Raw genomic sequence first — 24,033 nt, 5'->3', positions numbered from 1 at the left:
GCCGTCGGGCGAACCGTGCGGCACGTGCGCTGCACCGCAGCGTGGTCGAGGTGGCGCGCGCCGAGGTGGTCGACCCGGTGTCCGCGCAGCTCGGTCGGCTCGACCGCTGCCGGGCGGCGGCGGCGCGCGCCGCCGCCTGACCCCCGCGTAGGCGCCCGCCCTCGCGTGGCGTCCGCCCTCGCACCGCCGCCCGACCCCGGTGCCCGCACGCACCCGCGCCCCGGCCTGCCCCCATGCCGATGCCCGCCCCGGGGCGCCGCCGGTCCCGGTCCCTAGGATCGGCCCATGTCCCGACTGCAGGTCCTCGTCCAGCTGCGCTGGTCCGACATGGACGCGTACGGCCACGTGAACAACGTGGCGATGCTCACCCTGCTCGAGGAGGCGCGGATCGCCGCCTTCTGGAGCCGACCTTCGGGCGCGCCGGCGCCGACGACGGCGGTGCTCGACGCCGGACCGGGCGCCGACTCGCACACCCTGGTGGCGCGTCAGGAGATCGAGTACCTGCGCCCGTTGGGCTATCAGCGTGAACCTGTCACGGTGCTGCTGTGGCTCGGTCATCTCGGCGGCGCGAGCCTGGACGTCTGCTACGAGGTGCGCGACGTGGCGCCCGACATCGCCACGTCGACCGTCGTCGCGCGGGCCATCTCGACGGTCGTGCTGGTGGACGCGGCGAGCGGCCGTCCGCGGCGGATGACGGTGACTGAGCGGGACGCCTGGACGCCGTACCTGGAGGAGCCACTCACGTTGCGGCGCGCGGCCCGGGACCGCTGACCCGGGACCGAGGTCCGTGGCTCGACCCGGTGTCGCCTGATACCCGAGGGGGTATACAGTCGGCGCCCGGGACGCAGCACCGACGCCGCGTCCGGCACGCGACGGGGAGATCACGTTGGCACGAGTCGTCATTCTCGGGGCAGGCATCGCCGGGCACACCGCGGCGCTGCACCTACGGCGTTGGCTGCCTAAGCAGCACGAGGTCGTGGTGGTCTCACCCGCCGCGAACTGGAACTGGATCCCGTCCAACATCTGGGTGGGCGTCGGGCGGATGACGACGAAGCAGGTCCTGTTCCCGCTCGCGCCGATCTACCGGCGCAAGGGCATCACGTTCCACCAGGGACTGGCCACGACGATCCGCCCGGAGGGCACGACCGCCGACCCGCGGCCCTCGGTCGAGCTGCGCCGCACCGACAACGCTCACCAGGGCGAGACGGTCAGCCTCACGTACGACTACCTCATCAACGCCACCGGGCCGAAGCTCAACTTCGCCGCGACGCCCGGCCTGGGCCCCGACGGCCACTCGTGGTCGGTGTGCACCGCGGCCCACGCGCACGAGACCGCCGCTGCCCTCGCGCAGGTCATCACCCGGCTGCGCAGCGGGCAGCGGCAGCGTCTGGTCATCGGCACCGGGCACGGCACCTGCACGTGCGAGGGCGCCGCGTTCGAGTACACCTTCAACGTCGAGCAGGCGTTGCGCGAGGCCGGTGTGCGCGAGCTCGCCGAGGTGGTCTACCTCACCAACGAGTACGAGCTGGGCGACTTCGGCGTCGGCGGCATGCACTTCGTGCAGAAGGGCTTCACGCAGTCCAGCCAGATGTGGACCGAGTCGCTGTTCCGTGAGCGCGGCGTGCGTGCCATCACCCAGGCCCACGTGCACGAGGTGATGGACGGCTCGCTCCGCTACGAGCAGCTGGACGGCACCGAGCACACGCTCGAGTTCGACTTCGCGATGCTGCTGCCGCCGTTCCGGGGGGCCGACCTCGTGGCCTACGACCGGGAGGGCAACGACATCACGTCCACGATGTTCGCGCCGTCCGGCTTCCTCAAGGTCGACGCGGACTACACGGCCAAGCCGTACGAGCAGTGGTCGGCCGAGGACTGGCCGCACACCTACGAGTCGGTGGCCTACCCGAACATCTTCGCGCCGGGCATCGCCTTCGCCCCGCCGCACCAGATCTCGCGGCCGCGGACCAGCCCGAACGGCACCGTCATCGCGCCGGCCCCGCCGCGCACCGGGATGCCGTCGGGCATCATGGCCCGCACCGTGGCCGAGACGATCCGGGACCGGATCGCCGCAGGTGGCACCGCACGCGCGCACGGTGCCTCGATGGCGACGATGGGCGCGGCCTGCGTGGCCTCGGCCGGGTCCGGGCTGCGCAACGGCTCGGCCGCGGCGATGACCATGTTCCCGGTCGTGCCCGACTACACCACGTACCCGACGACGGGCCGTGACCAGAAGGGCACCTCGGGCGAGATCGGCCTGGCCGGGCACTGGATCAAGTTCATGCTCCACTACCTGTTCATCTACAAGGCCAAGGCGCGACCGCTGTGGTTCCTCATCCCCGAGTGAGCCACACCGCCGTCCGGCACGCGGGCCGTCCAGGCCACCGCGTGCCCTCCACCCGTCGCATCAGCACCCCAGCGAGGACCTCATGGACCGTCTGACCCCCACATCACCCGCCGACGTCGCGACCACCGAGCGCATCGCCGCGGCCCCGCTGCCCACCGGCGCGACGCTGCGGCTGCGCCAGAACCTCCTCGTGCAGCTCGTGCGGTTCGCCCGCATCAACCTGCGGATGATGAAGGTGATCTCGGCCAAGCACAGCTGACCGGGGGCTCAGACCGCCCCTGCCCGGGACAGCGACCTCAGCTGGAACGAGCCGAGCATCACCGGCACCCACGTGGTGACCACGCGGTAGAAGAGCACGGTGGGCACCGCGACGGCCGTCGGCACGCCGAAGCTCACGAGTCCGGCGACGAGCGCGGCCTCGACGGCACCGACGCCGCCGGGAGTCGGTGCCGCGCTGGCCAGGGTGCCGGCGACCATCGTGGTGAACGCCGCGGCGACCGGTCGGCTCGGCTGCCCGAACGCCAGCAGGCAGGCCCACATCGTGAGGGCCGACGACAGCGTCGTGCCGGCCGCCCCCGCGACAGCCAGCGCGAGCCGCCGCGGGTTGGTGAGCAGGGTCGACAGGTGACGTATCGCCGGCAGCACGTCGTCCCGGAAGACCGTGGCCAGCCGGGCGCGCAGCCGGGTCGAGGCGAGCACGGCGATCGCACTGGCCACGAGCAGGACGAGCACCGCCACGAGCACCCACCGCTCCCAGCCCGGTGTCTTGGTCGTCGTCTCGTGCCCAGCCCCCAGCGCCACGAGGAGCGCGAGGAGCACCACGTGGGTCGTGGCCTGCACCACGGACTGCAGCGCCACCGTGCCGGTGGCCAGCGCGGTGCTCATCCCGCGCTTCGACAGGTAGCGGACGTTGAGCGCGAGCGACCCGACGCTGGCCGGGGTGACCGTCCCTGTGAACGAGGCTGCGAGCTGCACCCGGGTGGTCCGCAGGAACGGCAGCGGACCGGGTGCGCACGCGCGCAGCGACAGCGCGGCGGCGAAGTACCCGCTGGCGGCCAGCACGGCCGCGGCCGCCGCCCAGAGCGGGTCGCCGTTGCGCACGGCCTCGACCATCGCCGGCACCTCCTTGGCCAGCGGGATGGCGACGGCCACCAGGCCCAGGCAGAGGAGCACCCACGCGGCGGTGCGCAGGTGCCGGGAGCGGCGCGTGGGCCGCGGTGCGGGCGCGGCCTCGCTCACTGCTCGGGGACCCGGATCATGCCCTCCTGGGCGATGGTGGCCACCAGAGTGCCGTCGGCGGTGTAGACCCGGGCCGACCCCAGGCCGCGACCGCCCTGCGCGCTCGGCGCGGACTGGACGTACAGCAGCCACTCGTCGGCGCGGGCCGGTCGGTGCCACCACATGGCGTGGTCGAGGCTCGCGACCGAGAGCCCCGGGTGCGACCAGCTCACCCCGGAGCGGCGCAGCACCGGTTCGAGCATCACCTGGTCGCACGCGTACGCCAGCAGGGCGCGGTGCAGGAGCGGGTCGTCCGGCAGCGGCATCCGGGCCTTCATCCACACCAGCTGGCGGCCGCTGGCGTGCTCGTGCCGGTCGACGTAGAGCGACCCGCCGACGTGCCGGACGTCGAACGCGGCCTCCTGGCTCCAGAACTGGGCGACGGGGTGGTTGACGTGGCCGAGCACGTCCATCGCCGAGGGTGTCTGCTCGGGGGAGGGCACGAGGGCCGGCATCGGGTCGGAGCTGTCCAGGCCCGGCTGGTCTACCTGGAAGGAGGCGATCGCCGACAGGATCGGCTGACCGCCCTGCAGCGCGTTGACCGCACGCGAGCTGAACGAACGACCGTCGCGCAGCCGGGACACCGCCAGCTCGACGGGCTCGCCCGGATCGCCGGGGCGCAGGAAGTAGCCGTGCAACGAGTGCGGCGCCCGACCGTCCGGCACGGTCCGCCCGGCCGCGACGAGCACCTGGGCGAGCACCTGCCCGCCGAACACCCGGCCGGTCGGGTGCGGCAGGCTCGCAGCCTCGAACGTGTCGGCCGAGGTGGGCGTGAGGTCGAGCGCGTCGAGGAGCAGCCGGACGGCGCGGTCGCCGGTGTCGCTCATGACTGCGCCTCGACGGAGCCACCGAGCTGCGCGACGTGCACGGTGCCGGGTGCGGCCGGGTCGGCGGTGTTGCGCAGGAAGTTCGCCGTGCGCTCCAGGTGCTCCCACAGTGCCGCGTCATGCTCGGGGGCGAGCGCGAGCTCGTCGAGCGCGACCCGCATGTGCGCCAGCCAGTGGTCGCGGGCCTGGCTGTCCACCCGGAACGGGGCGTGCCGCATCCGCAGCGCGGGGTGCCCGCGCCGCTGGGAGTAGGTGGTCGGGCCACCCCAGTACTGCTCGAGGAACCACGTCATGTGGTCCGCGGAGTCGGTGAGGTCCTCGGGGTACATCGGCCGCAGCAGCGGGTCGGTCGCCACCTGCTCGTAGAACCGCTCGACGAGTCGGGCGAAGGTGTCGTGTCCGCCGACGGCGTCGAAGAGGGGCTGCTCGTTCACGGCGCCCACCCTAGAAGGTTCCCCGTTGCGGTGGCGGGCTACTCTGGGCGGATGAGCAAGGCGGAGCAGATCCTGGCGGCGCTCGGCGGTGCGGACAACGTCGTCGAGCTGGAGCCGTGCATCACACGGCTGCGGGTGCAGGTGGGTGATGCGGACGCAGTCGACGACGGCGCACTCAAGGATGCGGGGGCGTTCGGTGTGGTGCGCTCGGGCCGTATCGTCCAGGTGATCGTGGGTCCGGAGGCCGACGACCTGGCCGTCGAGCTCGACAAGCTGCGCTGAGGCCCCCGCCGGTGCTGCTCGCCAGTCCTCTCGGTGGGACCGTGCGGGCCGTCACCGACGTGCCCGACCCGGTGTTTGCCGAGCTCATGGTGGGCCCGGGGGTCGCGGTGGACCCGCGACCGGACGTGAGCGCCGTCGCGCTGGCCCCGTGCGCCGGTGTGGTCGCGGCCCTGCACCCGCACGCCTTCGTGGTCGAGGGGGACGACGGGCGAGCCGTGCTCGTCCACCTGGGCACCGACACGGTGACCCTGCGCGGGGTCGGCTTCACGCTGCACGTGCGTGCGGGTGACCGGGTGGCGACCGGCGACCCGATGATCACGTTCTCGCCCGCCGACCTCGTCGCGGCCGGGCTGTCCACCTGCTGCCCCGTGATCGCGGTGCAGGCCGACCCGCAGGCGGTGCGGGTCCTGCTCGCGCCGGGCACGGTGGTGGTGCCGGGCGAACCGCTGCTCGACTGGACCTGACCACCCGCGCACCGGTGGCCCGGCACGCCCGGCCCGGCCCGACGCAGCCGGCACGATGCCAACCCCTCGTCGGGCTCCCGGGTGCTACTCGCTCGCGTCGTCCTCGCGGTGGCGCACCCACAGGTCGCGCTGCCCGGCCAGGGGCACCTCGGCCGCGGTGAGCGCGGCCCGGGCCGCGACCCGGATCCGACGGGCCACCTCCCACTGGCGGGCCGGTGAGGTGCGGACCTGGATCCGCAGCGTGACTGCGTCGAACGTGAGCTTCTCGATCCCGAGCACCGACGGCTCGCCGTCGATGTCGCCGGCGACCTCCGGGTCGGCGGCGACATCGTGCGCGGCCTGCAGCAGCAGGGCGCGGACGGCGTCCAGGTCGGCGAAGTAGTCCACGTCGACCTCGACGGTCGCCTTGGCCCACTCCTGCGTCTTGTTGCCCACCCGGGTCATCGAGCCGTTGGGCAGGAACCACAGGACGCCGTCGGCGTCGCGCAGCTTGGTCACCCGCAGACCGACGGACTCCACGGTGCCGCTGGCGACACCGACGTCGATGACGTCGCCCACCCCGTACTGGTCCTCGGCGAGCATGAAGAACCCGGTGAGGAAGTCCTTGACCAACGACTGCGCCCCGAAGCCGAGGGCGACGCCGATGATCCCGGCCGAGGCCACGAACGGCGCCAGGTTGATGCCGAGCGCGTCCAGCACGAGGAACAGCACGATCGACCCGACCAGCAACGTGGCGGCCGACCGCAGCACGGACCCGACGGTGCGCGCCCGCTGCGCCCGCCGGGCCACGAGCAGCGGGTTGGCGCGGGCGAGCACCGAGGTGAGCTCGCGGTTGCCGCCGCCGTTCGCGGGTCCGGTGGTGAGCCGGTGGGTGACCGCGGTGATCCCCGCGCGCAGCAGCGCCAGGGTGAGCGCACCGACCACGACGTAGAGGACGATCCGCAGCGGCAGCCCGACGAACCACGCCCACCAGCTCGACACCGACGACGGGTCGGCGGGCACCAGAACGACGGCGGACGAGGTCGGGCTCGGCGTGGCGTCGACACCGGGCAGGATCCAGGACGAGGTCATCGCCGCACCCCCAGCCCGGTGCGGTCGGCCACGAACTGCAGCTGCTCCACGCTCAGCGCGATGCTGCGGGACAGCGACCGACCGGCGTGCCCGACCCCGGTCTCCCGACGCACCAGCACAGGTGCCTGCGCCGGTGGCGCGCTCGTCGCGGCCTGCAGGGCGGCGGCGAGCTTGCGGGCGTGCAGCGGGTCGACGCGGGTGTCGCCCTCGAACACGGTGAACAGCGTCGCGGGGTACGCGGTGCCGTCGTGCACCTGGTGGTAGGGGGAGTAGGCGAGCAGCCAGTCGAGCTCCTCGGGCACCTGCGCATCGCCGTACTCCTCGGTCCACGTCACCCCGAGACCGAACCGCTGGTAGCGCACCATGTCGAGCAGCGGCGCCGAGCAGATGACCGCGGCGTACAGGTCGGGGCGCTGGGTGAGCGCGGCGCCGACGAGCAGACCACCGTTCGACCCGCCCCAGATCGCGAGCTGGTCCGGCGTGGTCCAGCCGGCCGTGACGAGCGCCTGCGCGACGGCGTGGAAGTCGTCGAACACGTGCTGCTTGTGCTCACGCATGCCGTCCCGGTGCCAGTCCTCGCCTTCCTCGCTGCCGCCGCGCAGGTTGGCCACGACGTAGACGCCGCCGGCCTCGACCCACGCGAGCGTGGTCGCCGAGTAGCCGGGGTCCAACGCGATCTGGAAGCCGCCGTAGCCGTAGAGGATGGTCGGGACGGGGGCCGTGGGGCGTCCGTCGGCGTCGAGCGCGCTGGACGGCGCCACGACGAACGCACGCACCGTGGTGCCGTCCGCGCTCGTGGCCTCGAGCCGGCTCACCTGCACCGACGGCAGCCGGGCCGGGGCGCCCGGGGGCTGCGCCCACACCGTGACCTGTCCGTCGGCGTAGCGGTGCACCGAGGGCACATGGGTGTGGTCGGTGAAGGAGAACCACACCTCGCCGCCGCCCTCGGGTCGGGTGACCAGGCCGGAGATCGACCCCAGACCCGGCAGCGGCACCGTCCCGGTGCGTTCGCCGGTCACCGGGTCGTGCAAGGTGACCTCGCTCACCGCGTGCCGTCGCCAGGAGGCGACCAGGACGGTGGGGGTGCGGGCGTCGCCGCCGCCGTCGAGCAGCGCCACGTCCTCGAGCACCGCGTCGGGGTCCTCCTCAAGCAGGGGGTGCCAGTCGCGGGGGTGCTCGGGATCGGCGCGCAGCAGCCGGCCGCGCGGGGCGTCCAGGTCGGTGTGCACGTACAGCTGCCCGTCGCGCCCCACCCAGGCGCCCACCTCGGCGTCCAGCCCGACGGCCACCTCGGTGAGCACGGGCGTCGCGGGCGAGGAGGCGGCGAGGTCCGCGATCCACACGTCGGTGCGCGGCGCGGTGCCGGCCGAGGCCGAGACCAGCAGCCAGCGTCCGTCGCGGGACACCAGCACGCCGTAGTAGTTCGTGAGGTCCAGCCCGGCGCCGAACACCTCGACATCGGTCGCGGGGTCCGTGCCCACCTCGTGCAGCCACACCCGGCGGTGGTACTGCTCCTCGCCCGCCGGCACGAGCTCGGGGGCCAGCCTGCGCACGTAGTAGAAGGCCCGGCCGCCCGGCAGCCACGCGACGGGGGAGTAGCGGGTGCGGTCGATCGGACCGTCCACCGGTGCCCCGGTGGCCACGTCGAGCACCTGGAGCGTCGACTCCTCGGTGCCACCGCTGGACACCTGGTAGGCGAGCAGGTCGCCCTCCTTGGACGGCTGCCAGGCGTCGAGCGTCGTGGTGCCGGCCGGGTCGATCGCCACCGGGTCCACGAGCACCCGCTCGTCGTCGCCCTCGTGCACCACGACGACGGCGTGCTCCTGGTCGCCGGCACGACGCGACGCGAACCAGCGCGTGCCGCGCCAGGCCGGGGTCGACACGTGCCCGGCGCCCAGCAGCTCGCCCAGACGTGCGGTGAGGCGCCCGGTCTCGAACGGCCCGTCGGCCAACCGGTCGGCCAGCTGGGAGCGCACCGCCTGGTAGAGCTCGTCCTGCGCGGCGGACCAGGCGCGGGTGCGGTCGCTTCCCGCGTCCTCCAGCCAGCGGTAGGGGTCCGGGACGAGGCGGCCGTGCAGGTCCTCGACGAGGTCCTCGCGTTCGGCCGTGGGGTACCAGGCAGATGACGTCACGCAGGCAGGTTACGTCGAGCGGCGCGTCGGTCGGCCCGCACCCCGCCGCGGGGCCCACCGTGGGAGGATCGCACCCGTGAGCGACCAGCCCGACGCCCCCAGCCCGGCCCTCGTCTCGCTGGCCGAGGCCTACGCGGTGAGCACCCGGTACTGGAGCCACGCCGGGACGCTCGTGCCCTGCTCGGCGTCGACGCTCGTCGGGGTGCTCGCGGCGCTCGGCGTGGACGCCTCGACGCCCGAGCGGGTCGAGGTGGCGCTCGCGCACCGGGCCGACGACGAGTGGCGGCGCACGTTGCCGCCCGTCGTCGTGCAGCGGGTCGGCGAGACGACCCAGGTGGCGGTGCACGTCGCGCACGGCGACCCCGTGCGCTGCGTGGTCGAGCTGGAGGACGAGGCGGGCACGGTGGTGCTCGGCCAGGCCGACGTCTTCGTCGAGCCCCGGCAGGTGGACGGGCGGACGGTGGGCCGGGCGACGTTCGACCTGCCGCCGGACCTGCCCCTCGGCTGGCACGAGCTGGTGGCCGATGGTCCCAGTGCGCAGGCCCGGGCGACGCTCGTCGTGGTGCCGCACCACCTCGAGCTGCCGGCGGGGCTCGCCGACGGACGCGGCTGGGGTCTCATGGCCCAGCTCTACTCGGTGCGTTCGCGCCGGTCGTGGGGCATCGGCGACCTGGCGGACCTGGCCGAGCTCACCGACCTGTTCGGCCGGCTCGGCGGCGACTTCGTGCTGGTCAACCCGCTGCACGCCGCCGAACCCGTGGCGCCGATGACCCCGAGCCCCTACCTGCCGACCACCCGCCGGTTCGTCAACCCGGTCTACGTGCGGGTCGAGGACGTGCCCGAGGCCGCGTACCTGTCCTCGGCCGACCGCGCCCTCGTGGAGTGGGCCGCCGAACCGGCGATCGCGCTGGACACCGATCCGGGCGCCGTCGACCGCGACGCCGCCTGGATCGCCAAGCGCACCGCGCTCGAGGTGGTCTTCGCGGTGCCCCGCTCACCGTCCCGGCAGCGCGCGTTCGCCTCCTTCGTCGACCAGGAGGGCCCGGGGCTGGGCCAGTTCGCGCTCTGGTGCGCGCTCAGCGAGCGGTTCGGCACCGGTCCGTGGCCCGCCGAGGCCCGCGACCCGGCCGGTCCGTTGGTGTCCCGGCTGCGCGCCGAGCTCGCCGGGCGGGTGGAGTTCTACACCTGGTTGCAGTGGGTGGCCGACGCTCAGCTCGCGCACGCCCAGCAGGTGGCCCGTCGCGCCGGGATGGCGCTCGGGGTGATGCACGACCTGGCGGTCGGGGTGCACCCGGACGGCGCCGACGTCTGGGCGCTGCCCGAGGTGCTGGTGCGCGGTGCGACGGTGGGCGCCCCGCCCGACATGTACAACCAGCAGGGTCAGGACTGGTCGCAGCCGCCGTGGCACCCCGACGCCCTGGCCCGCGCCGGGTACCGGCCGTACCGGGACATGCTGCGCACGGTGCTGCGGCACGCCGGTGCGCTGCGCATCGACCACGTCATCGGGCTGTTCCGGCTGTGGTGGATCCCCACGGGGCACGGCGCCGACCAGGGCGCCTACGTGCGCTACGACCACGACGCGCTGGTCGGCATCCTCATGCTCGAGGCGGCCCGGGCCGGTGCCGTCGTCGTCGGCGAGGACCTCGGGACGGTCGAGCCGTGGGTGCGGGACTACCTGGCCGAACGCGGCATCCTGGGCACCGCCGTGCTGTGGTTCGAGCACGAGGGCGACGGGCCCCGGCCGCCCGAGCACTGGCGGCGCCAGCAGCTGGCCACCGTGACGACGCACGACCTGCCGCCCACCGCGGGCTACCTGGCCGGTGAGCACGTGGCGCTGCGCGAGCGCCTGGGGCTGCTCACCGAACCGGTGGCGCTGGTGCGGGCCAAGGCGGCCCGGGAGCGCGAGGCGACGCTCGCCGCGCTGCGCGCACGCGGGCTGCTCGGTGACGACCCGTCCGAGCGGGAGATCGTTGAGGCGCTGCACCGGTACGTGCTCGCCACCCCGGCCGCGCTGGTCGGGGTGGCCCTGGCCGATGCGGTGGGTGAGCGGCGCGCGCAGAACCAGCCGGGGACCGATCAGCAGTACCCCAACTGGAAGGTGCCGCTCGCCGACTCCTCCGGCCAGGTGGTGCTCATCGACGACCTGGCGACCAACGCCCGGCTGCAGTCCCTCGTCGCGGTGCTGCAGGAGGGCTGAGCGCGCCCTCAGCCCGCGGCGCGGTCCGCGGCCTGCGCCGCCAGGGCCCGTCGGACGGCGTCGCGCGACTCGGTGACCAGCCGTCGCATCGCGGCGGGAGACCCGGGGTGCGTGCCCAACCAGCCGTCGGTCGCCGCGAGCAGGTCCACCTGCGGGTCACCGGCCAGCTCGATGGGGAACATCCCCTCGACCACGCCCTGGGCCATCTCGTTGCTGCGGGTGGACCACACCCGTTCGATCGCGGCGAAGTAGGGCTCGACGTAGGGGCGCAGCAGATCGAGGTCGGGGACCCGGGAGAAGCCCTGCGCGGTCGCGGCCTGCTGGGCGTTGGTGAGGGTGCCGTGCTCGACCACCGCACGCCAGGCCGCCGCCTTGGCCCGTGCGGTGGGCACCGCAGCGCGGGCCAGGGCCGCCGAACGCACCCCGGTGGCCGACGGGTCGCGCACCAGCTCGGCGGCGATCTGCTCCTCCCCGGCCCGGCCCGCGACGACGAGTGCGGTGAGCAGCTCCCAGCGCAGGTCGGCGTCCACCGTCAGCCCCGGCAGCGACACGGTCCCGGCGAGCAGCCCCGCGAGGTCGTCGAGCACGTGAGCGGCCCGTCCGTGCCGGGCCACCGCCCGCAGCACCTGCAGCCGCACGTCGGGGTCGGTGCCCTCGCGGTGCACGAGGGCGAGCATCTTCTCGACCACCGCCGCGCGCACCGGGTCGCGCCGCTCGGGAGCGACCCACAGGTCAAGTGTGGTGGTGAGCTGACGCAGCATCACCAGCACGAGGGAGGAGTCGGTCGCCCAGCCCAGGGCCTCGCCGACCGCCTCGACGAAGGCGCTCGCGGGCAGCTCGCCGTCGCGCGTGGCGTCCCACAGGCAGCCCCACACGACGGCACGCGCCACCGGGTCGTCGAGCACGGCCAGGTGCTCGCGGGCGGTGGCCAGCGACTGCGGGTCCAGGCGGACCCGGGCGTAGGTGAGGTCGTCGTCGTTGACCAGCAGCACGGCGGGCAGCGGGCGGCCGACGAGCTCAGGCACCGGGGTGAGCGCCCCGGTGACGTCGATCTCGGTGCGCCAGGTCCGCACCAGGTGGCCGTCCACGAGGTCGTAGCCGCCCAGGGCCAGCCGGTGCGGCGGCAGCGCCATGTGCGCCGACGGGGCCTCCTGGACGATCGCCGCCGAGGTGACCACCCCGTCGGCGCTCTCCAGCTGCGGGCGCAGCAGGGTGACGCCGGACTGCTGCAGCCAGACGGCGGACCAGGCGCTCAGGTCGCGTCCGGAGGTGGCCTCCAGCCGGGTGAGCAGGTCGCTGAGCTGCGTGTTGCCCCAGGCGTGCGCGTCGAAGTAGGCGCGCACCCCGGTGAGGAACTCCTCCTCACCCACCCAGGCGACGAGCTGGCGCAGCACCGAGGCGCCCTTGGCGTAGGTGATGCCGTCGAAGTTGACCTCGACGTCCTCCAGGTCGCGCATGTCGGCGACGATCGGGTGCGTGGTCGGCAGCTGGTCCTGCTGGTAGGCCCACGCCTTCTCGCGGGAGGCGAACGTGGCCCACACCCCGGTCCAGCGGGTCGCCCGCTGGGTCGCCAGGGTGCTCATGAACTCGGCGAACGACTCGTTGAGCCACAGGTCGTCCCACCAGCGCATGGTGACGAGGTCGCCGAACCACATGTGCGCCAGCTCGTGCAGGATCGTCACCGCGCGCCGCTCGACGGTCGCGTCGGGCACGGCCGACCGGAACACGTACGACTCGGCGAACGTGACCGCCCCTGCGTTCTCCATCGCCCCGGCGTTGAACTCGGGCACGAAGAGCTGGTCGTAGGTGCGGAAGGGGTAGGGGCGGCCGAACGCCTCCTCGAAGAAGGCGAAGCCGGCGCGCGTCACGTCCATCACGTTCTCGGCGTCCAGGTACGGGGCCAGGGAGGCCCGGCAGTACACGCCGAGCGGGATGGTGCGCCCGTCGCTGCTGGTCAGCTCACCGGTGACCTGGTGGTACGGCCCGGCGACCACGGCGGTCACGTAGGTCGACAGGGGCGGGGTCGGCGGGAAGTGCCAGCGCACGCCGTCCTGGGTCGGCTGCGGCGGACCGTCCGGCGCCTCGTTGGAGACCACGGTCCACCCGACGGGGGCGGTGACGGTGAGCTCGAAGGTGGCCTTGAGGTCCGGCTGGTCGAAGCAGGCGAACACCCGCTGGGCGTCGGCGACCTCGAACTGGCTGTACAGGTAGACCTGCTCGTCGACCGGGTCGACGAACCGGTGCAGGCCCTCGCCGCTGCGGGTGTAGGCGCAGTCGGCCACGACGGTGAGCACGTTGTGCTCGGCCAGCGGGCCGACCGCGACCCGGCCGTCGGTCACGACGGCGGCCACGTCGAGCGGGCTGCCGTTGAGCGTGACCGACCGGACCTTCGGAGCGACGAGGTCGAGGAAGGTGCCGGTCTCCGCGGTGGCGTCGAACGTCACGGTCGTGGTCGAGCCGAACACGTCCGGACCCCGGGTCAGGTCGAGCTCGACCTGGTAGCTGCGGGTCGCCAGCAGGGCGGACCGGGCAGCGGCCTCGTCACGGGTCAGGTTGCGTTCAGGCACGTCGCCGTCCTTCGTCTTAGCCCCGGCCGCCTGCCGGGGCGTCGCATGATCGTGGCAGATCATCACACGGGGGCGGGAACCGCCCGATCCGATCGCCCAGGTCTCACCCGGACGTGGCGTGATGGTGCACCATCGTGGGAGGGGACCGACGGTCGGGGACGGAGGGAGCGACGGGTGCAGGCGGAACGGCGGCGCAGGCTCCTCGTGGTGCTCGCCGTGGTCGACGTGATCGCCCTCATGACGGTGGCGGTGCTCGTGCTGCGTCGGGTGGAGGCCTCCCGGCCCGTGGTGCTGCCGGCACCGGCCACGGCGTCGGCGACTGCACCCTCGGCGTCCGGCACCGGCGGGGACGTGCTGCGGTTCGCGCTGCCGTCGCGGAACATCACGTGCGCGCTCTCGTCGGCGGGCGCGACGTGCGTCATCAGCCAGATCGACACCGCGCCGACGCCGACACCGGCCTGCACGGGGTCCGTCGGGCACCAGGTGGTGCTCGACGCGACCGGGCTGCACACCCCGTGCACGACGAGCAGCCCGACCCCCGACCCCGACGGTCTCGTGCTGCCCTACGGGGCGAGCCAGACCGTCGGGGACTACACGTGCACGAGCGCGACCACCGGTGTCACGTGCACCACGAAGGGCGGTGCGGGCTTCCGGCTGGCCCGCAGCGGGCTGACTGCACTGCCCTGACCCCGACCACCTCGTCTCGTCAACGGCGACGGGGCGAGGTGCTCACCAGATCCGCACCCGCTCGTCGGGGGCCAGGTACATCGCGTCGCCGGGGTGCACGTCGAACGCCTGGTAGAACTCGTCGACGTTGCGGACCACCCCGTTGCAGCGGAACTCGTCGGGGGAGTGCGGGTCGGTCGCCAGGCGCCGGATGACCTCCTCGTCGCGGCCCTTGGACCGCCAGCACGCCGCCCAGCCGAGGAACACCCGCTGCGCGGCGGTGAGCCCGTCGACGACCGGCCCTTCCTCGAGCGGGCGGCCGAGCGCGATCGTGTACGCCCGGATCGCGATGCTGAGGCCGCCGAGGTCGCCGATGTTCTCCCCGATGGTGAGCGCACCGTTGACGTGCTGGTCACCGCCGAGCTGAGCGGGGACGAACGCCGAGTACTGGTCGACCAGCCGCGCCGTGCGCCGCTCGAACTCGGTGCGGTCCTGCGCGGTCCACCAGTCGGCGAGCGCACCGGTGCCGTCGTACTTGCTGCCCTGGTCGTCGAACCCGTGGCCGATCTCGTGGCCGATGATCGCGCCGATCCCGCCGTAGTTCACCGCGTCGTCGGCGGACGCGTCGAAGACCGGCGGCTGCAGGATCGCCGCGGGGAAGACGATCTCGTTCATCCCGGGGTTGTAGTAGGCGTTGACGGTCTGCGGGGTCATGAACCACTCCTCGCGGTCCACCGGGCGCCCGATCTTGGCCAGCTCGTAGTCCTGCGCCCACACGTTCGCCGCCCGGACGTTGCCGACCAGGTCGTGCGGGTCGACGACGAGCGACCCGTAGTCCCGCCATCGGCTCGGGTAGCCGATCTTGGGCGTGAAGGCGTCGAGCTTGGCCTGAGCCTTCGCCCGAGTGTCCTCACCCATCCAGTCGAGCCCGGCGATCGACTGCCGGTAGGCCTCGACCAGGTGCGCCACGAGGGTGTCCATCCGGGCCTTGTGGTCCGGCGGGAAGTGCCGCTCGACGTAGATCTTGCCGACGGCCTCGCCCATCGCGCCCTCGACGAGGGACACGCCACGCTTCCACCGCTCGCGCAGCTCCTGGGCGCCGGTGAGGGCGCGGCCGTAGAAGTCGAAGTTGGCCTGGGTGAGCTCGGCCGTCAGGTAGGGCGCCCGCGCGGTCACCAGGTGGAACCGCATCCAGTCGGCCCACGCCTCGAGCGGCTGCGACTCCCACAGCTCGGCGAACCCCTCGGCGAAGGTGGGCTCGCGCACGACGAGGTCGTCGAGCGCGCCCTGCGGTGCGCCGAGCGCGTGCACCCAGCCCGCCCAGTCGAACTGCGGTGCGCGGTCGGTGAGCTCGGTGAGCGTCACCGGGTTGTAGGTGAGGTCGGCGTCGCGGTCCTTGACCACGTCCCAGTGGTGGGCGGCCAACGCCGTCTCGAGCGCGACCACCCGGTCGGCGGCGGCCCGGGCGGAGGCCTCGTCGCCCACGGCACCGCCGAGCAGCAGCATCCGGGCGACGTGCGGGCCGTAGGCGTCCAGGAAGCTCGCGTACTGCGGGTCGCGGTAGTACGACTCGTCGGGAAGCCCCAGCCCGCCCTGCATGAGGTAGACGACGTAGCGCTGCGGGTCCCGGGCGTCGTTGTCCACCCAGAAGCCCACCGCGCCGCCGGCCCCGGTGCGCTGCAGGGTGCCCAGGGCGTGCACGAGGGCGGACCGGTCGCCGGCCTCGTCGATGAGCGCCAGGTCGGCGGCGAGCGGGGTGAGCCCGGCGGCCTCGACCGCGTCGGTGTCCATGAAGCTGGCGTACAGCGCGCCCACCTTGCCGGTCTCGGAGTCCGGTGCGGCCGCGCCCGCGGCGACCTGGCGTCCGGCGTCGGCGATGATCTCGCGCACCTGCTCCTCGGCCTGGTCGCGCAGGGCGCGCAGGGCGCCGTCGAACGCCCGGTCCGGCGGGATGGTGTGGTCGGCGATCCAGCGGCCGTTCACGTACCGGTAGAGGTCGTCCTGGGGCCGCGTGCTCGGGTCCAGGCTGGACAGGTCGATGCCGCTGTGAGCCATGCCCCCACTGTAGGGATCGTCACGCACCACGTGCGTCCGACGTCGGGCAGTATGGGCGCATGCGCATCCACGTCGCCGCTGACCATGCCGGGTACGAGCTCAAGGAGGCGCTCGTCGCCCGTCTGCGCGACGGCGGTCATGACGTGGTCGACCACGGGGCCCACGAGTACGACCCGCAGGACGACTACCCGGCCGTCTGCATCGCCGCCGCCCAGGCGACCGTCGCCGAGCCCGGCACGCTCGGCGTGGTGATCGGCGGCTCGGGCAACGGTGAGCAGATCGCCGCGAACAAGGTGCCCGGCGTGCGCGCCGCGCTGGCCTGGAACGCGGCGACGGCCGAGCTGGCCCGGCAGCACAACGACGCGAACGTCGTGGCCATCGGCGCCCGGCAGCACACCATCGACGAGGCGCTCGACCTGGTCGAGCGGTTCGTCGGCGAGCCGTTCAGCGGCGACCCGCGCCACCAGCGTCGGATCGACGAGGTCGCCGCGTACGAGGCCACGCGCCACCAGGGCTGACCCCGGCCGCACGCCCGTCCCGCCGCACCGGCCGCCGGTGCGAGACCGGCGGGCCGCAGGTGACCGACCGGCTCAGAACAGCCAGTCGCACAGCGGTGCGCGGGCGCTCGCGAAGGCCGCCGTCGCAGCGCTCGCCGCACCGGGCGTCCGCTCCTCGACGAGCCCGGCCGCGGTGAGCGCCTGCAGGCTGCGCCCGCCGAGGTAGGCGGCGCCCAGCTCGCGCACGTCGAGCACGAGGTCGGCGGGTGCCTCGCTCGCGCTCACGGTGGTCTCGCCGGTGGCCGACACGCTCAGCCGCCAGCAGCCGGCGTTGGCCGGCAGCAGCTCGTCGGACACCTGCAGGACCACGTCGAGCGGTGCGGCGTAGGTGCGGGCGGCCAGGGCGGCCGGCACGTCGACGAGTCGCAGCCACAGGTTGTCGGCGAGGCTCGGTGTCGTGGCGCGGCGGTCCACCAGCAACGACAGCAACGGGTCGTCGACGGCGAGCATGGGGGACTCCACCTGCCAGGTGAGGTCGAGGTCGTGCAGGAACGACCACAGCCGGTGCGTGGCGGCCGGGTCGAGCGCGGCGACCTCGCGCACCTTCACCGTCGAGCGCGGCCCGGCGGGCTCCCACGACTCGTGGCGGCGCAGCAGGGCGTACCCGCGCAGCTCACCGCCGGGTGTGTGCACGGTGGCCAGTCGCAGCGCCTCGCCACCGTGCCGCAGACCCGGCAGGTCCTGCACCCGCTGCTCGCGCAGCACGGCGGAGTCCCTGGTCACCGCGCCGGGACGGCCTGCGACGGCGGCCCGGTGCACGCGGTCGAGGCGGTCGACGTCGTCGGGACCCACCGGTCCGAACCGCACCTCGAGGTCGCCGGAGCCGGCGACCGGGCGCAGCTCGGCACGCCGCGGCACGCTCACCCGCAGGTGGTCCGCGGCCGAGCCGTAGCCGAACCGGCCGTAGATGGCGGCCTCGGCGGCGAACAGCGCGGAGACCGGCTCGTGGCAGGCTCGGGCGCGCTCCAGGTGCGCGGCGATCATCGCGCGCAGCAGCCCACGGCGCCGGTGCACGGGGTGCACGCCCACCCAGGTGAGGCCGGCGCACGGCACCGTGGCGCCCGGCACCTGCAGGGTGAACTCGTACGAGCCGTGCATGGCCGCCTGCGAGCCGTCGGGGGCCCGGACCACCACGGTGCGCTCGACGGGGACCGGGTACGGCATGAGCGCCACCGTCCCGTCGTCCAACCCGCTGGGGAACACGAGCCGGTCGAAGTCGATGAGCTCGGGGACCTCGGAGGCGGTGACGGGACGCAGCGTGTAGCCGGTGGGCAGCGTGGGCATGGCGCCATCCTTGCCCGGGCGGGTGTGCCGGGGCGAGGAAATAGTCTGCCCGCCATGGACGAGGAGTACCTGGAGCTCGTGCTCGACCTGGTCGCGGCCGTGCCGCCGGGCCGGGCCGTCACCTACGGGCTGCTCGCCGAGCTGGTGGTCGAGGAGCTGGTCCGCACCGGGCGCCCGGCCCGGGGTGGTCCGCGCCAGGTCGGCCACGTGCTGGCGCGGGCCGGGTCGGCCGTGCCGTGGTGGCGGGTGGTCAACGCCACCGGACGTCCCCCCGCCGCGTGGGCGGCCACGGCGCGCGAGCACTTGGTGCAGGAGGGCACACCACTCACACCCGACGGCACGCGGGTGCGGCTGCGTGCCGCGGTCTGGTGGCCGGCCCAGCCCCCGGGTGACCGTCCGGCCGACTGACCCCGACGCGGGTGCGGTCTAGGCGAGCAGCCGCGCCATCGTCGCCAGCGCGCCGGGCGAACCCTGCACGACGAGCGTGGTGATCGCCGTGGCCTGCCAGGCCGGGAGCTGGTCGGCGATGTCCGCCTCGGTCCCCACGAGAGCGACGTCCGTGACCATCTCCAGCGGCACCGCGGCGACGGCGCGCGCCCGGTCCCCGGCCAGGTAGTGCGCCGCGATCTCCTCGCACGCCGCGCCGTAGCCGAGCCGGACGAGGACGTCGCGGTGGAAGTTCGCCTCGCGCGCGCCCATGCCGCCGACGTAGAGCGCCAGGTGGGGGCGCACCTGGTCGGCCGCGTCCTGCACGGAGGCGCTGAGCACGACGGGCACCGTGGCCACCACCTCGAACTCGGCGGTCGCACGCAGCCGGGGGTCCCGCCGTGCGAAGCCGTCGGCCAACAGCTGGCGGTGCAGGTCGTCGGTGCGGGGGGAGGCGAACGCGGCGAGCCAGCCGTCGGCGATCTCGGCGGTCATCGTCACGTTCTTGGGCCCCTCGGCGCCGAGGAAGATCGGCAGGTCGGCGCGCAGCGGGTGCACCGTGGAGCGCAGCGCGCGGCCGAGCCCGGACCCCTCGTCGGCGGGCAGGGGCAGCCGGTAGAACTCGCCGTCGAACCGGACCGGTGCCTCGCGTGCGAGCACCTGGCGCACCACCGCGACGTACTCGCGGGTGCGGGCCAACGGGCGTGGGTAGGGCAGGCCGTACCAGCCCTCCACGACCTGCGGACCGGAGGCGCCCAGCCCCAGCACGAACCTGCCCCCGCTCAGGTGGTCGAGGGTGAGGGCCGCCATCGCCGCCGCGGTCGGGGTGCGGGCCGACAGCTGGGCCACGGCGGTGCCCAGCCGGATCCGTGAGGTGCGCGACCCGTACCAGGCCAGCGGGGTGAGGGCGTCCGAGCCGTAGGCCTCGGCGGTCCACACCGAGTCCAGGCCGAGCCGCTCGGCCTCGAGCACGACCGCACCTGCGTCCCGCGGTGGCTGGGCATCCCAGTAGCCGAGGCTGTAGCCGAGCTTCACCGTGTCCCCCTCGTCGCGGCCGGGCGCCCAGCGTAGGGCGCACCGGCCGCGAAGGGGAGGGGTGGGCTCAGATGTAGATCGCCGGGTCGTCCACGCTCTCGTCGAACGGCCGGAGCTGGCCGGGGAGCTTGATCCGGGCCGGTACGCCGACGGCCGCGGCCCCGGCCGGAACGTCCCGGATCACCACGGCGTTCGCGCCGATCCGGGCGCCGTCACCGACCCAGACCGGCCCCAGCACCTTGGCGCCCGCACCGACGACGACCCCGTCCCCCAGGGTGGGGTGCCGCTTGCCGCGGCGCATCGACGTCCCGCCGAGGGTCGCCCCGTGGAAGATCACGCAGTCGTCGCCGACCTGCGCGGTCTCCCCGATGACGACCCCCATCCCGTGGTCGATGAACAGCCGCCGTCCCAGCTGCGCCCCCGGGTGGATCTCGACGCCGGTGAGGAACCGGACGAGCTGGGACAGCAGCCGGGCGGGCAACCGGGTCCCGGGTGTGCTCCACAGGACGTGGGCCGCCCGGTAGCCCCACAGCGCGTGCACGCCCGGGTAGGCCAGGGCGACCTCGATGCGGGTCCGCGCCGCGGGGTCGTGCGTGACCGCGGCCTGGAGGTCCTCGCGGAGCGTCTGCCGGAACGAGAGCGTCACGCGTCAGTCCAGCAGGTCCTGGTAGAGCACGGTCGACAGGTAGCGCTCGCCGAACGAGGGCACGATCGCCACGATGAGCTTGCCGGCGTTCTCCGGGCGCTGGGCCAGCAGCGTCGCGGCGTGCAGCGCGGCACCTGAGGAGATGCCGACGAGCAGGCCCTCCTCCTTGGCGGCGCGGCGGGCCACGGCGACTGCGGTCTCGGCGTCCACGTCGATGATCTCGTCGTACACGGTGGTGTCGAGGATCTCGGGCACGAAGTTCGCACCGATGCCCTGGATCTTGTGCGGTCCGGGGGCCCCTCCGTTGAGGATCGGGGACTCGGCCGGCTCGACGCCGACGATCTGCACGCCGGGCTTGCGCTCCTTGAGCACCTGGCCGACGCCGGTGATGGTGCCGCCGGTGCCGATCCCCGCCACGACGATGTCGACCTCGCCGTCGGTGTCGGCCCAGATCTCCTCGGCCGTGGTGGCGCGGTGGATGGCCGGGTTGGCCTCGTTGGCGAACTGCCGGGCCAGGATCGCGCCCGGCCGCTCCTTGGCGAGCTCCTCGGCGCGGGTGACCGCGCCCTTCATGCCCTCGGACGCCGGGGTGAGCACGAGCTCGGCGCCGAACGCCCGCAGCAGGGCGCGACGCTCCTTCGACATCGACTCCGGCATCGTGAGCACGACGTCGTAGCCGCGGGCGGCCCCGACGAACGCCAGGGCGATCCCGGTGTTGCCGCTGGTGGCCTCGATGATGGTGCCGCCGGGCGCCAGCTCGCCGGACTTCTCGGCGGCGTCGACGATGGCCACCCCGATGCGGTCCTTGACGGAGTTGGCGGGGTTGTAGAACTCCAGCTTGGCGACGACGGTGGCCGGTGCGCCGTCCGTGATCGTGTTGATGCGGACGAGCGGCGTGTGGCCGACGAGCTGCGTGGCGTCGTCGTAGATGCGGGACATGGCGAAGTTCTCCTCACGGTGGACGGGCTGGTGCGAGGGGCGAGCGCTGGCGGGCGACGCGGGTGCGGCAGGGGTCGTCCGAGGACGAACGGGCCAGCGCTCTACCGACAGCGACAGCACGACGCGCACAGGCGCGCCGTGGACGGGTGCGTCGTGAGCGGGTGCGTGGGGGCCGTGCTGTGCGTTCGCACGTGTGCCTCCCATGTCGCAGCCGTCGGGGCACCGGCAGGTGCCGCACCACGGTGGCACGCTACCCGCACCGCGACCCGCTTACCAAGGAGCACCTCAGGTCTGCGCAGGTCCGTCGGCGTTTTCAGCCGTGCCAGCGCAGGGGTGTGGTGGGAGGCTGACCCTGGGGGAGTTCGAGGTCCGCGGCTGCCGGACCGCTGCGACGAGACGGGAGGCCACGGTCATGGACGACGCCCCCGTGCCGCCCGCCGTGCGCCCCCGTGCCGAGCTGCGTGACAAGGTGCCCGATTCGGTTCATTCCGAGGCGGTTCGGGCCGATCGAGGAAGCGTGATCGGCGAGGCGGTGCGACGTGCGTACGGTGCCGTCGCGCTGCTGCTGAGCCTCTCGCTCTTCGTGGTCGACGACGACCGCGCGTCCCGGGCCATCTACGTCGGGGTGGCGGTCAGCGCGGTGCTGCTCGGCGCCTCGACCCTCGGCTGGCGGGTCCGGCTGAGGAGCCCGTGGACGCTCGTGGTCGCCGGGGTCGCCGCGTGGCTGGGCAGCGACCTCGCGAGGGCCTCGTCGGGCGAACGGCCGTTCGGCACCGGCGTCGACCCCTTCTACGTGGTCGGCAGCGTGCTGGTGCTGGCCGGTCTGGTCTGGATCGGGCGGCAGAACCGGGCGTTCGACCGTGACGGGCTGGCCCTGGGGCTGCTCTTCGTGGCCGGGTCGAGCCTGGCGGTGTGGCGGCTGCTGAGCACCCCGGTCACGCGCTCGTTCGCCTCGGTCCTGCTCGACGTCTACATCGGGATCGACCTGGTCGGGGTCGTCGTCGTGGTGGCGCTGCTGCGACGTTCGTCGACCACGGTGGGGCAGCGTCTGGCGGTCGCAGGAGCCGCGCTGTGGGTCGGTGGTGATGCCGCCTTCGCGCTGGGAGGCGGTCTGACCAGGCCGCAGGAGCCGATGTGGCTCGCGGCCTACGTGCTGCTCGGGCTCGCGCCCTGGTACGCCTCGCGGGTGGTCTCGGGCTCGGTCCGCGAGCTGGTCGGACCGTTGTGGCGGGACGTCGCGCTCATGGCGGTCTCCGGTCTGGCGCTGCCGGCCTCGGCGCTGGTCATCGGGCTGCGGGACGACTCGCCGGACCTGGCGGTGCTCGCCGTCGCGCAGGTGGCGGTCACGGTGCTCCTCGTGCTCCGGGTGCAGTCGTTGCTCGCGGAGACGTCGAGGCAGTCGTACCAGGTGGCGCGGCTCGCGGAGACCGATCCGCTCACCGGGCTGGCCAACGCCCACCGGTTCACGGTCGAGGTGTCCGAGCGGCTGGCCAGCACCGTGTCCGAGCCGCTGCGCCCGACGGTGGTGCTCGTGGGGCTGGAGAGCTTCGCCGAGCTGCACGACCGGCTCGGGCACCGGGCCGGTGACGAGCTCATGCGTGCGGTCGCGCGCCGGGTGGTGCAGCTGGTGCCCGAGTCGGTCGGGGTGGCCCACATGAGCGCCGACGTGTTCGGGGTGCTGCTGCTCGGCCAGTCCAACGACCGCGCGCTGGCGCGGGCCCAGCGGGTGGCCGAGGGGCTGCGTGACCCGCTCGAGCTCGCCCAGCTGAGCGTGACGGTGCGCCCCGTGGTGGGGCTGGCGACGGCCGACGCGGGGATGACCGACGGCCAGGACCTGGTGGCCAACGCCGACCTGGCGCTCGCGGCCGCCCGGGGGAAGGCCGGCCCGGTCGTGCGGTTCTCCAGCGACCTGGAACGGCGCGACGCGTTGTCGGCGCAGCTCGTCGGCGAGCTGTCCGAGGCGATCACGCGCGGCGAGGTGCTGGTCTACTTCCAGCCGCAGGTCGAGCTCGCCTCGGGTCGGGTCACGGGCGCCGAGGCGCTGGTCCGCTGGCTGCACCCGGCGCTCGGGCTGCTCGGCCCGGCGGCCTTCGTCCCGGCGGCGGAGGCGACCGGCACGATCCGAGTGCTCACGCTGCACGTCCTGGACCAGGCGTTGTACTGGTGCGCGCGCTGGGCCGCGTCGGGCCGGCCGCTCAACGTGGCGGTCAACCTGTCGGCGCGCGACCTCATGCACTCCCGGCTGGTGGAGGACGTGCGGGACGCCCTCGTGCGGTACGGCCTGCCGGCGAGCCGGTTGGAGCTGGAGATCACCGAGACGATGGCGATGGCTGACCTGGAGCTGTCCCAGCGGGTGCTCACCGACCTGGCGCGGCTCGGGGTGACGATCTCCATCGACGACTACGGCACGGGCTACGGCTCGCTGGCGTACCTGCAGAAGCTGCCGGTGCGTCGGCTGAAGATCGACCGGTCGTTCGTCTCGCGGGTGCTGGACGACGAGGCGAGCACGGCCATCGTGCGCTCGACCATCGAGCTGGCCGGTCAGCTCGGCCTGGACACGGTGGCCGAGGGCGTCGAGGACGATGCCACGGTGCAGCGGCTGCGGGAGTACGGCTGCAGCACGGTGCAGGGCTTCGGCCTGGCGGCGCCGATGTCGCCGGAGGGCTTCGAGCGCGCCATCTGGCGCCTGGAGCACCGGACCCGGACGGTGCGTACCGCACCGTCCTCGGGCTCGACCGGTCAGCTGCCGGCGGCGCGCCCGGCGACGGCGTCGTTCCCGTCGGTCGCGCGGGCGTACCGAGAGCTGGCCGAGCCGGCGCGGCGGATCGC

The 24,033-nt window shown here is 73.9% G+C and carries 21 protein-coding genes; 10 read left to right on the top strand and 11 right to left on the bottom strand.

Annotated features, from left to right (window positions below):
* Window positions 1-285: 285 nt before the first annotated feature.
* From F2B26_RS05730 to F2B26_RS17175, 3 genes are all read left to right on the top strand, one after another.
* Window positions 286-771: an acyl-CoA thioesterase gene (locus tag F2B26_RS05730; protein WP_159807327.1), complete on the top strand. Its 486-nt coding sequence runs from the start codon at window positions 286-288 to the stop codon at window positions 769-771.
* Window positions 772-886: 115 nt separating this feature from the next.
* Window positions 887-2,344: an NAD(P)/FAD-dependent oxidoreductase gene (locus F2B26_RS05725; protein ID WP_159807325.1), complete on the top strand. Its 1,458-nt coding sequence runs from the start codon at window positions 887-889 to the stop codon at window positions 2,342-2,344.
* 82 nt (window positions 2,345-2,426) lie between these two features.
* Window positions 2,427-2,603, top strand: coding sequence for a hypothetical protein (locus tag F2B26_RS17175; protein ID WP_201292623.1), 177 nt, complete (start codon window positions 2,427-2,429; stop codon window positions 2,601-2,603).
* An 8-nt stretch (window positions 2,604-2,611) separates the two neighbouring features.
* On the opposite strand, the gene F2B26_RS05720 is transcribed toward F2B26_RS17175, so the two are convergent.
* Genes F2B26_RS05720 through F2B26_RS05710 form a run of 3 tightly spaced genes read right to left on the bottom strand, consistent with a single transcriptional unit; the run spans window position 2,612 to window position 4,883 of the window.
* Complete coding sequence (locus tag F2B26_RS05720; RefSeq protein WP_159807323.1) at window positions 2,612-3,583, bottom strand: lysylphosphatidylglycerol synthase transmembrane domain-containing protein; 972 nt, start codon at window positions 3,581-3,583, stop codon at window positions 2,612-2,614.
* The gene (locus F2B26_RS05715) at window positions 3,580-4,449 is read right to left on the bottom strand and encodes an acyl-CoA thioesterase (protein WP_159807321.1); all 870 of its coding nucleotides are present in this window, start codon (window positions 4,447-4,449) and stop codon (window positions 3,580-3,582) included. The genes F2B26_RS05720 and F2B26_RS05715 overlap by 4 nt, the downstream gene beginning before the upstream one ends.
* The gene (locus F2B26_RS05710) at window positions 4,446-4,883 is read right to left on the bottom strand and encodes a globin (RefSeq protein WP_201292622.1); all 438 of its coding nucleotides are present in this window, start codon (window positions 4,881-4,883) and stop codon (window positions 4,446-4,448) included. The genes F2B26_RS05715 and F2B26_RS05710 overlap by 4 nt, the downstream gene beginning before the upstream one ends.
* Before the next feature lie 51 nt (window positions 4,884-4,934).
* Between F2B26_RS05710 and F2B26_RS05705 the strand changes: the two genes are divergently transcribed.
* On the top strand, window positions 4,935-5,165 hold the full coding sequence (locus F2B26_RS05705; protein WP_159807317.1) for a PTS sugar transporter subunit IIB: 231 nt from the start codon (window positions 4,935-4,937) through the stop codon (window positions 5,163-5,165).
* Between the two features lie 41 nt (window positions 5,166-5,206).
* The gene (locus tag F2B26_RS05700; RefSeq protein WP_235929525.1) at window positions 5,207-5,629 is read left to right on the top strand and encodes a PTS sugar transporter subunit IIA; all 423 of its coding nucleotides are present in this window, start codon (window positions 5,207-5,209) and stop codon (window positions 5,627-5,629) included.
* An 84-nt stretch (window positions 5,630-5,713) separates the two neighbouring features.
* Here the strand turns inward: F2B26_RS05700 and F2B26_RS05695 are convergent, their stop codons facing one another.
* Together F2B26_RS05695 and F2B26_RS05690 are read right to left on the bottom strand one after the other, a co-directional pair.
* Window positions 5,714-6,700 (bottom strand): mechanosensitive ion channel family protein, encoded by a 987-nt coding sequence (locus tag F2B26_RS05695; protein WP_159807315.1) that lies wholly within the window; start codon window positions 6,698-6,700, stop codon window positions 5,714-5,716.
* Window positions 6,697-8,832, bottom strand: a complete 2,136-nt coding sequence (locus F2B26_RS05690; RefSeq protein ID WP_159807313.1) for a prolyl oligopeptidase family serine peptidase — start codon at window positions 8,830-8,832, stop codon at window positions 6,697-6,699. Before F2B26_RS05690 ends, F2B26_RS05695 begins: the two co-directional genes overlap by 4 nt.
* A gap of 76 nt (window positions 8,833-8,908) precedes the next feature.
* Here F2B26_RS05690 and malQ point away from each other — a divergent pair, with 76 nt between their 5' ends.
* A complete protein-coding gene (gene malQ, locus F2B26_RS05685) occupies window positions 8,909-11,029 on the top strand; it encodes a 4-alpha-glucanotransferase (protein ID WP_159807311.1) in 2,121 nt (706 codons plus the stop codon).
* Between the two features lie 8 nt (window positions 11,030-11,037).
* On the opposite strand, the gene pepN is transcribed toward malQ, so the two are convergent.
* The gene (pepN, locus tag F2B26_RS05680) at window positions 11,038-13,596 is read right to left on the bottom strand and encodes an aminopeptidase N (protein ID WP_159807309.1); all 2,559 of its coding nucleotides are present in this window, start codon (window positions 13,594-13,596) and stop codon (window positions 11,038-11,040) included.
* 174 nt (window positions 13,597-13,770) lie between these two features.
* Here pepN and F2B26_RS05675 point away from each other — a divergent pair, with 174 nt between their 5' ends.
* Window positions 13,771-14,283 (top strand): hypothetical protein, encoded by a 513-nt coding sequence (locus tag F2B26_RS05675; RefSeq protein ID WP_159807307.1) that lies wholly within the window; start codon window positions 13,771-13,773, stop codon window positions 14,281-14,283.
* Between the two features lie 42 nt (window positions 14,284-14,325).
* On the opposite strand, the gene F2B26_RS05670 is transcribed toward F2B26_RS05675, so the two are convergent.
* Window positions 14,326-16,317, bottom strand: a complete 1,992-nt coding sequence (locus F2B26_RS05670) for a M13 family metallopeptidase (protein WP_159807305.1) — start codon at window positions 16,315-16,317, stop codon at window positions 14,326-14,328.
* Window positions 16,318-16,376: 59 nt separating this feature from the next.
* Here F2B26_RS05670 and F2B26_RS05665 point away from each other — a divergent pair, with 59 nt between their 5' ends.
* On the top strand, window positions 16,377-16,835 hold the full coding sequence (locus tag F2B26_RS05665; RefSeq protein WP_159807303.1) for a ribose-5-phosphate isomerase: 459 nt from the start codon (window positions 16,377-16,379) through the stop codon (window positions 16,833-16,835).
* Window positions 16,836-16,907: 72 nt separating this feature from the next.
* On the opposite strand, the gene F2B26_RS05660 is transcribed toward F2B26_RS05665, so the two are convergent.
* Window positions 16,908-18,158, bottom strand: a complete 1,251-nt coding sequence (locus F2B26_RS05660) for a GNAT family N-acetyltransferase (protein WP_159807301.1) — start codon at window positions 18,156-18,158, stop codon at window positions 16,908-16,910.
* A gap of 54 nt (window positions 18,159-18,212) precedes the next feature.
* Between F2B26_RS05660 and F2B26_RS05655 the strand changes: the two genes are divergently transcribed.
* Window positions 18,213-18,566 (top strand): MGMT family protein, encoded by a 354-nt coding sequence (locus F2B26_RS05655; protein ID WP_159807299.1) that lies wholly within the window; start codon window positions 18,213-18,215, stop codon window positions 18,564-18,566.
* Between the two features lie 18 nt (window positions 18,567-18,584).
* Here the strand turns inward: F2B26_RS05655 and F2B26_RS05650 are convergent, their stop codons facing one another.
* From F2B26_RS05650 to cysK, 3 genes are all read right to left on the bottom strand, one after another.
* On the bottom strand, window positions 18,585-19,619 hold the full coding sequence (locus tag F2B26_RS05650; protein ID WP_159807298.1) for an LLM class F420-dependent oxidoreductase: 1,035 nt from the start codon (window positions 19,617-19,619) through the stop codon (window positions 18,585-18,587).
* 67 nt (window positions 19,620-19,686) lie between these two features.
* On the bottom strand, window positions 19,687-20,265 hold the full coding sequence (epsC, locus tag F2B26_RS05645; protein ID WP_159807297.1) for a serine O-acetyltransferase EpsC: 579 nt from the start codon (window positions 20,263-20,265) through the stop codon (window positions 19,687-19,689).
* A gap of 3 nt (window positions 20,266-20,268) precedes the next feature.
* The gene (cysK, locus tag F2B26_RS05640; RefSeq protein ID WP_159807296.1) at window positions 20,269-21,204 is read right to left on the bottom strand and encodes a cysteine synthase A; all 936 of its coding nucleotides are present in this window, start codon (window positions 21,202-21,204) and stop codon (window positions 20,269-20,271) included.
* 517 nt (window positions 21,205-21,721) lie between these two features.
* Between cysK and F2B26_RS05635 the strand changes: the two genes are divergently transcribed.
* Window positions 21,722-24,033 (top strand): putative bifunctional diguanylate cyclase/phosphodiesterase (locus F2B26_RS05635; protein ID WP_159807295.1); only part of this gene is annotated, 2,312 nt, incomplete at its 3' end.

The sequence above is a fragment of the Cellulomonas citrea genome (assembly GCF_009829685.1).
In the GTDB taxonomy this organism is placed as follows: Bacteria; Actinomycetota; Actinomycetes; order Actinomycetales; family Cellulomonadaceae; genus Cellulomonas; species Cellulomonas citrea.
This window is presented reverse-complemented; position numbering and strand designations above follow the sequence as displayed.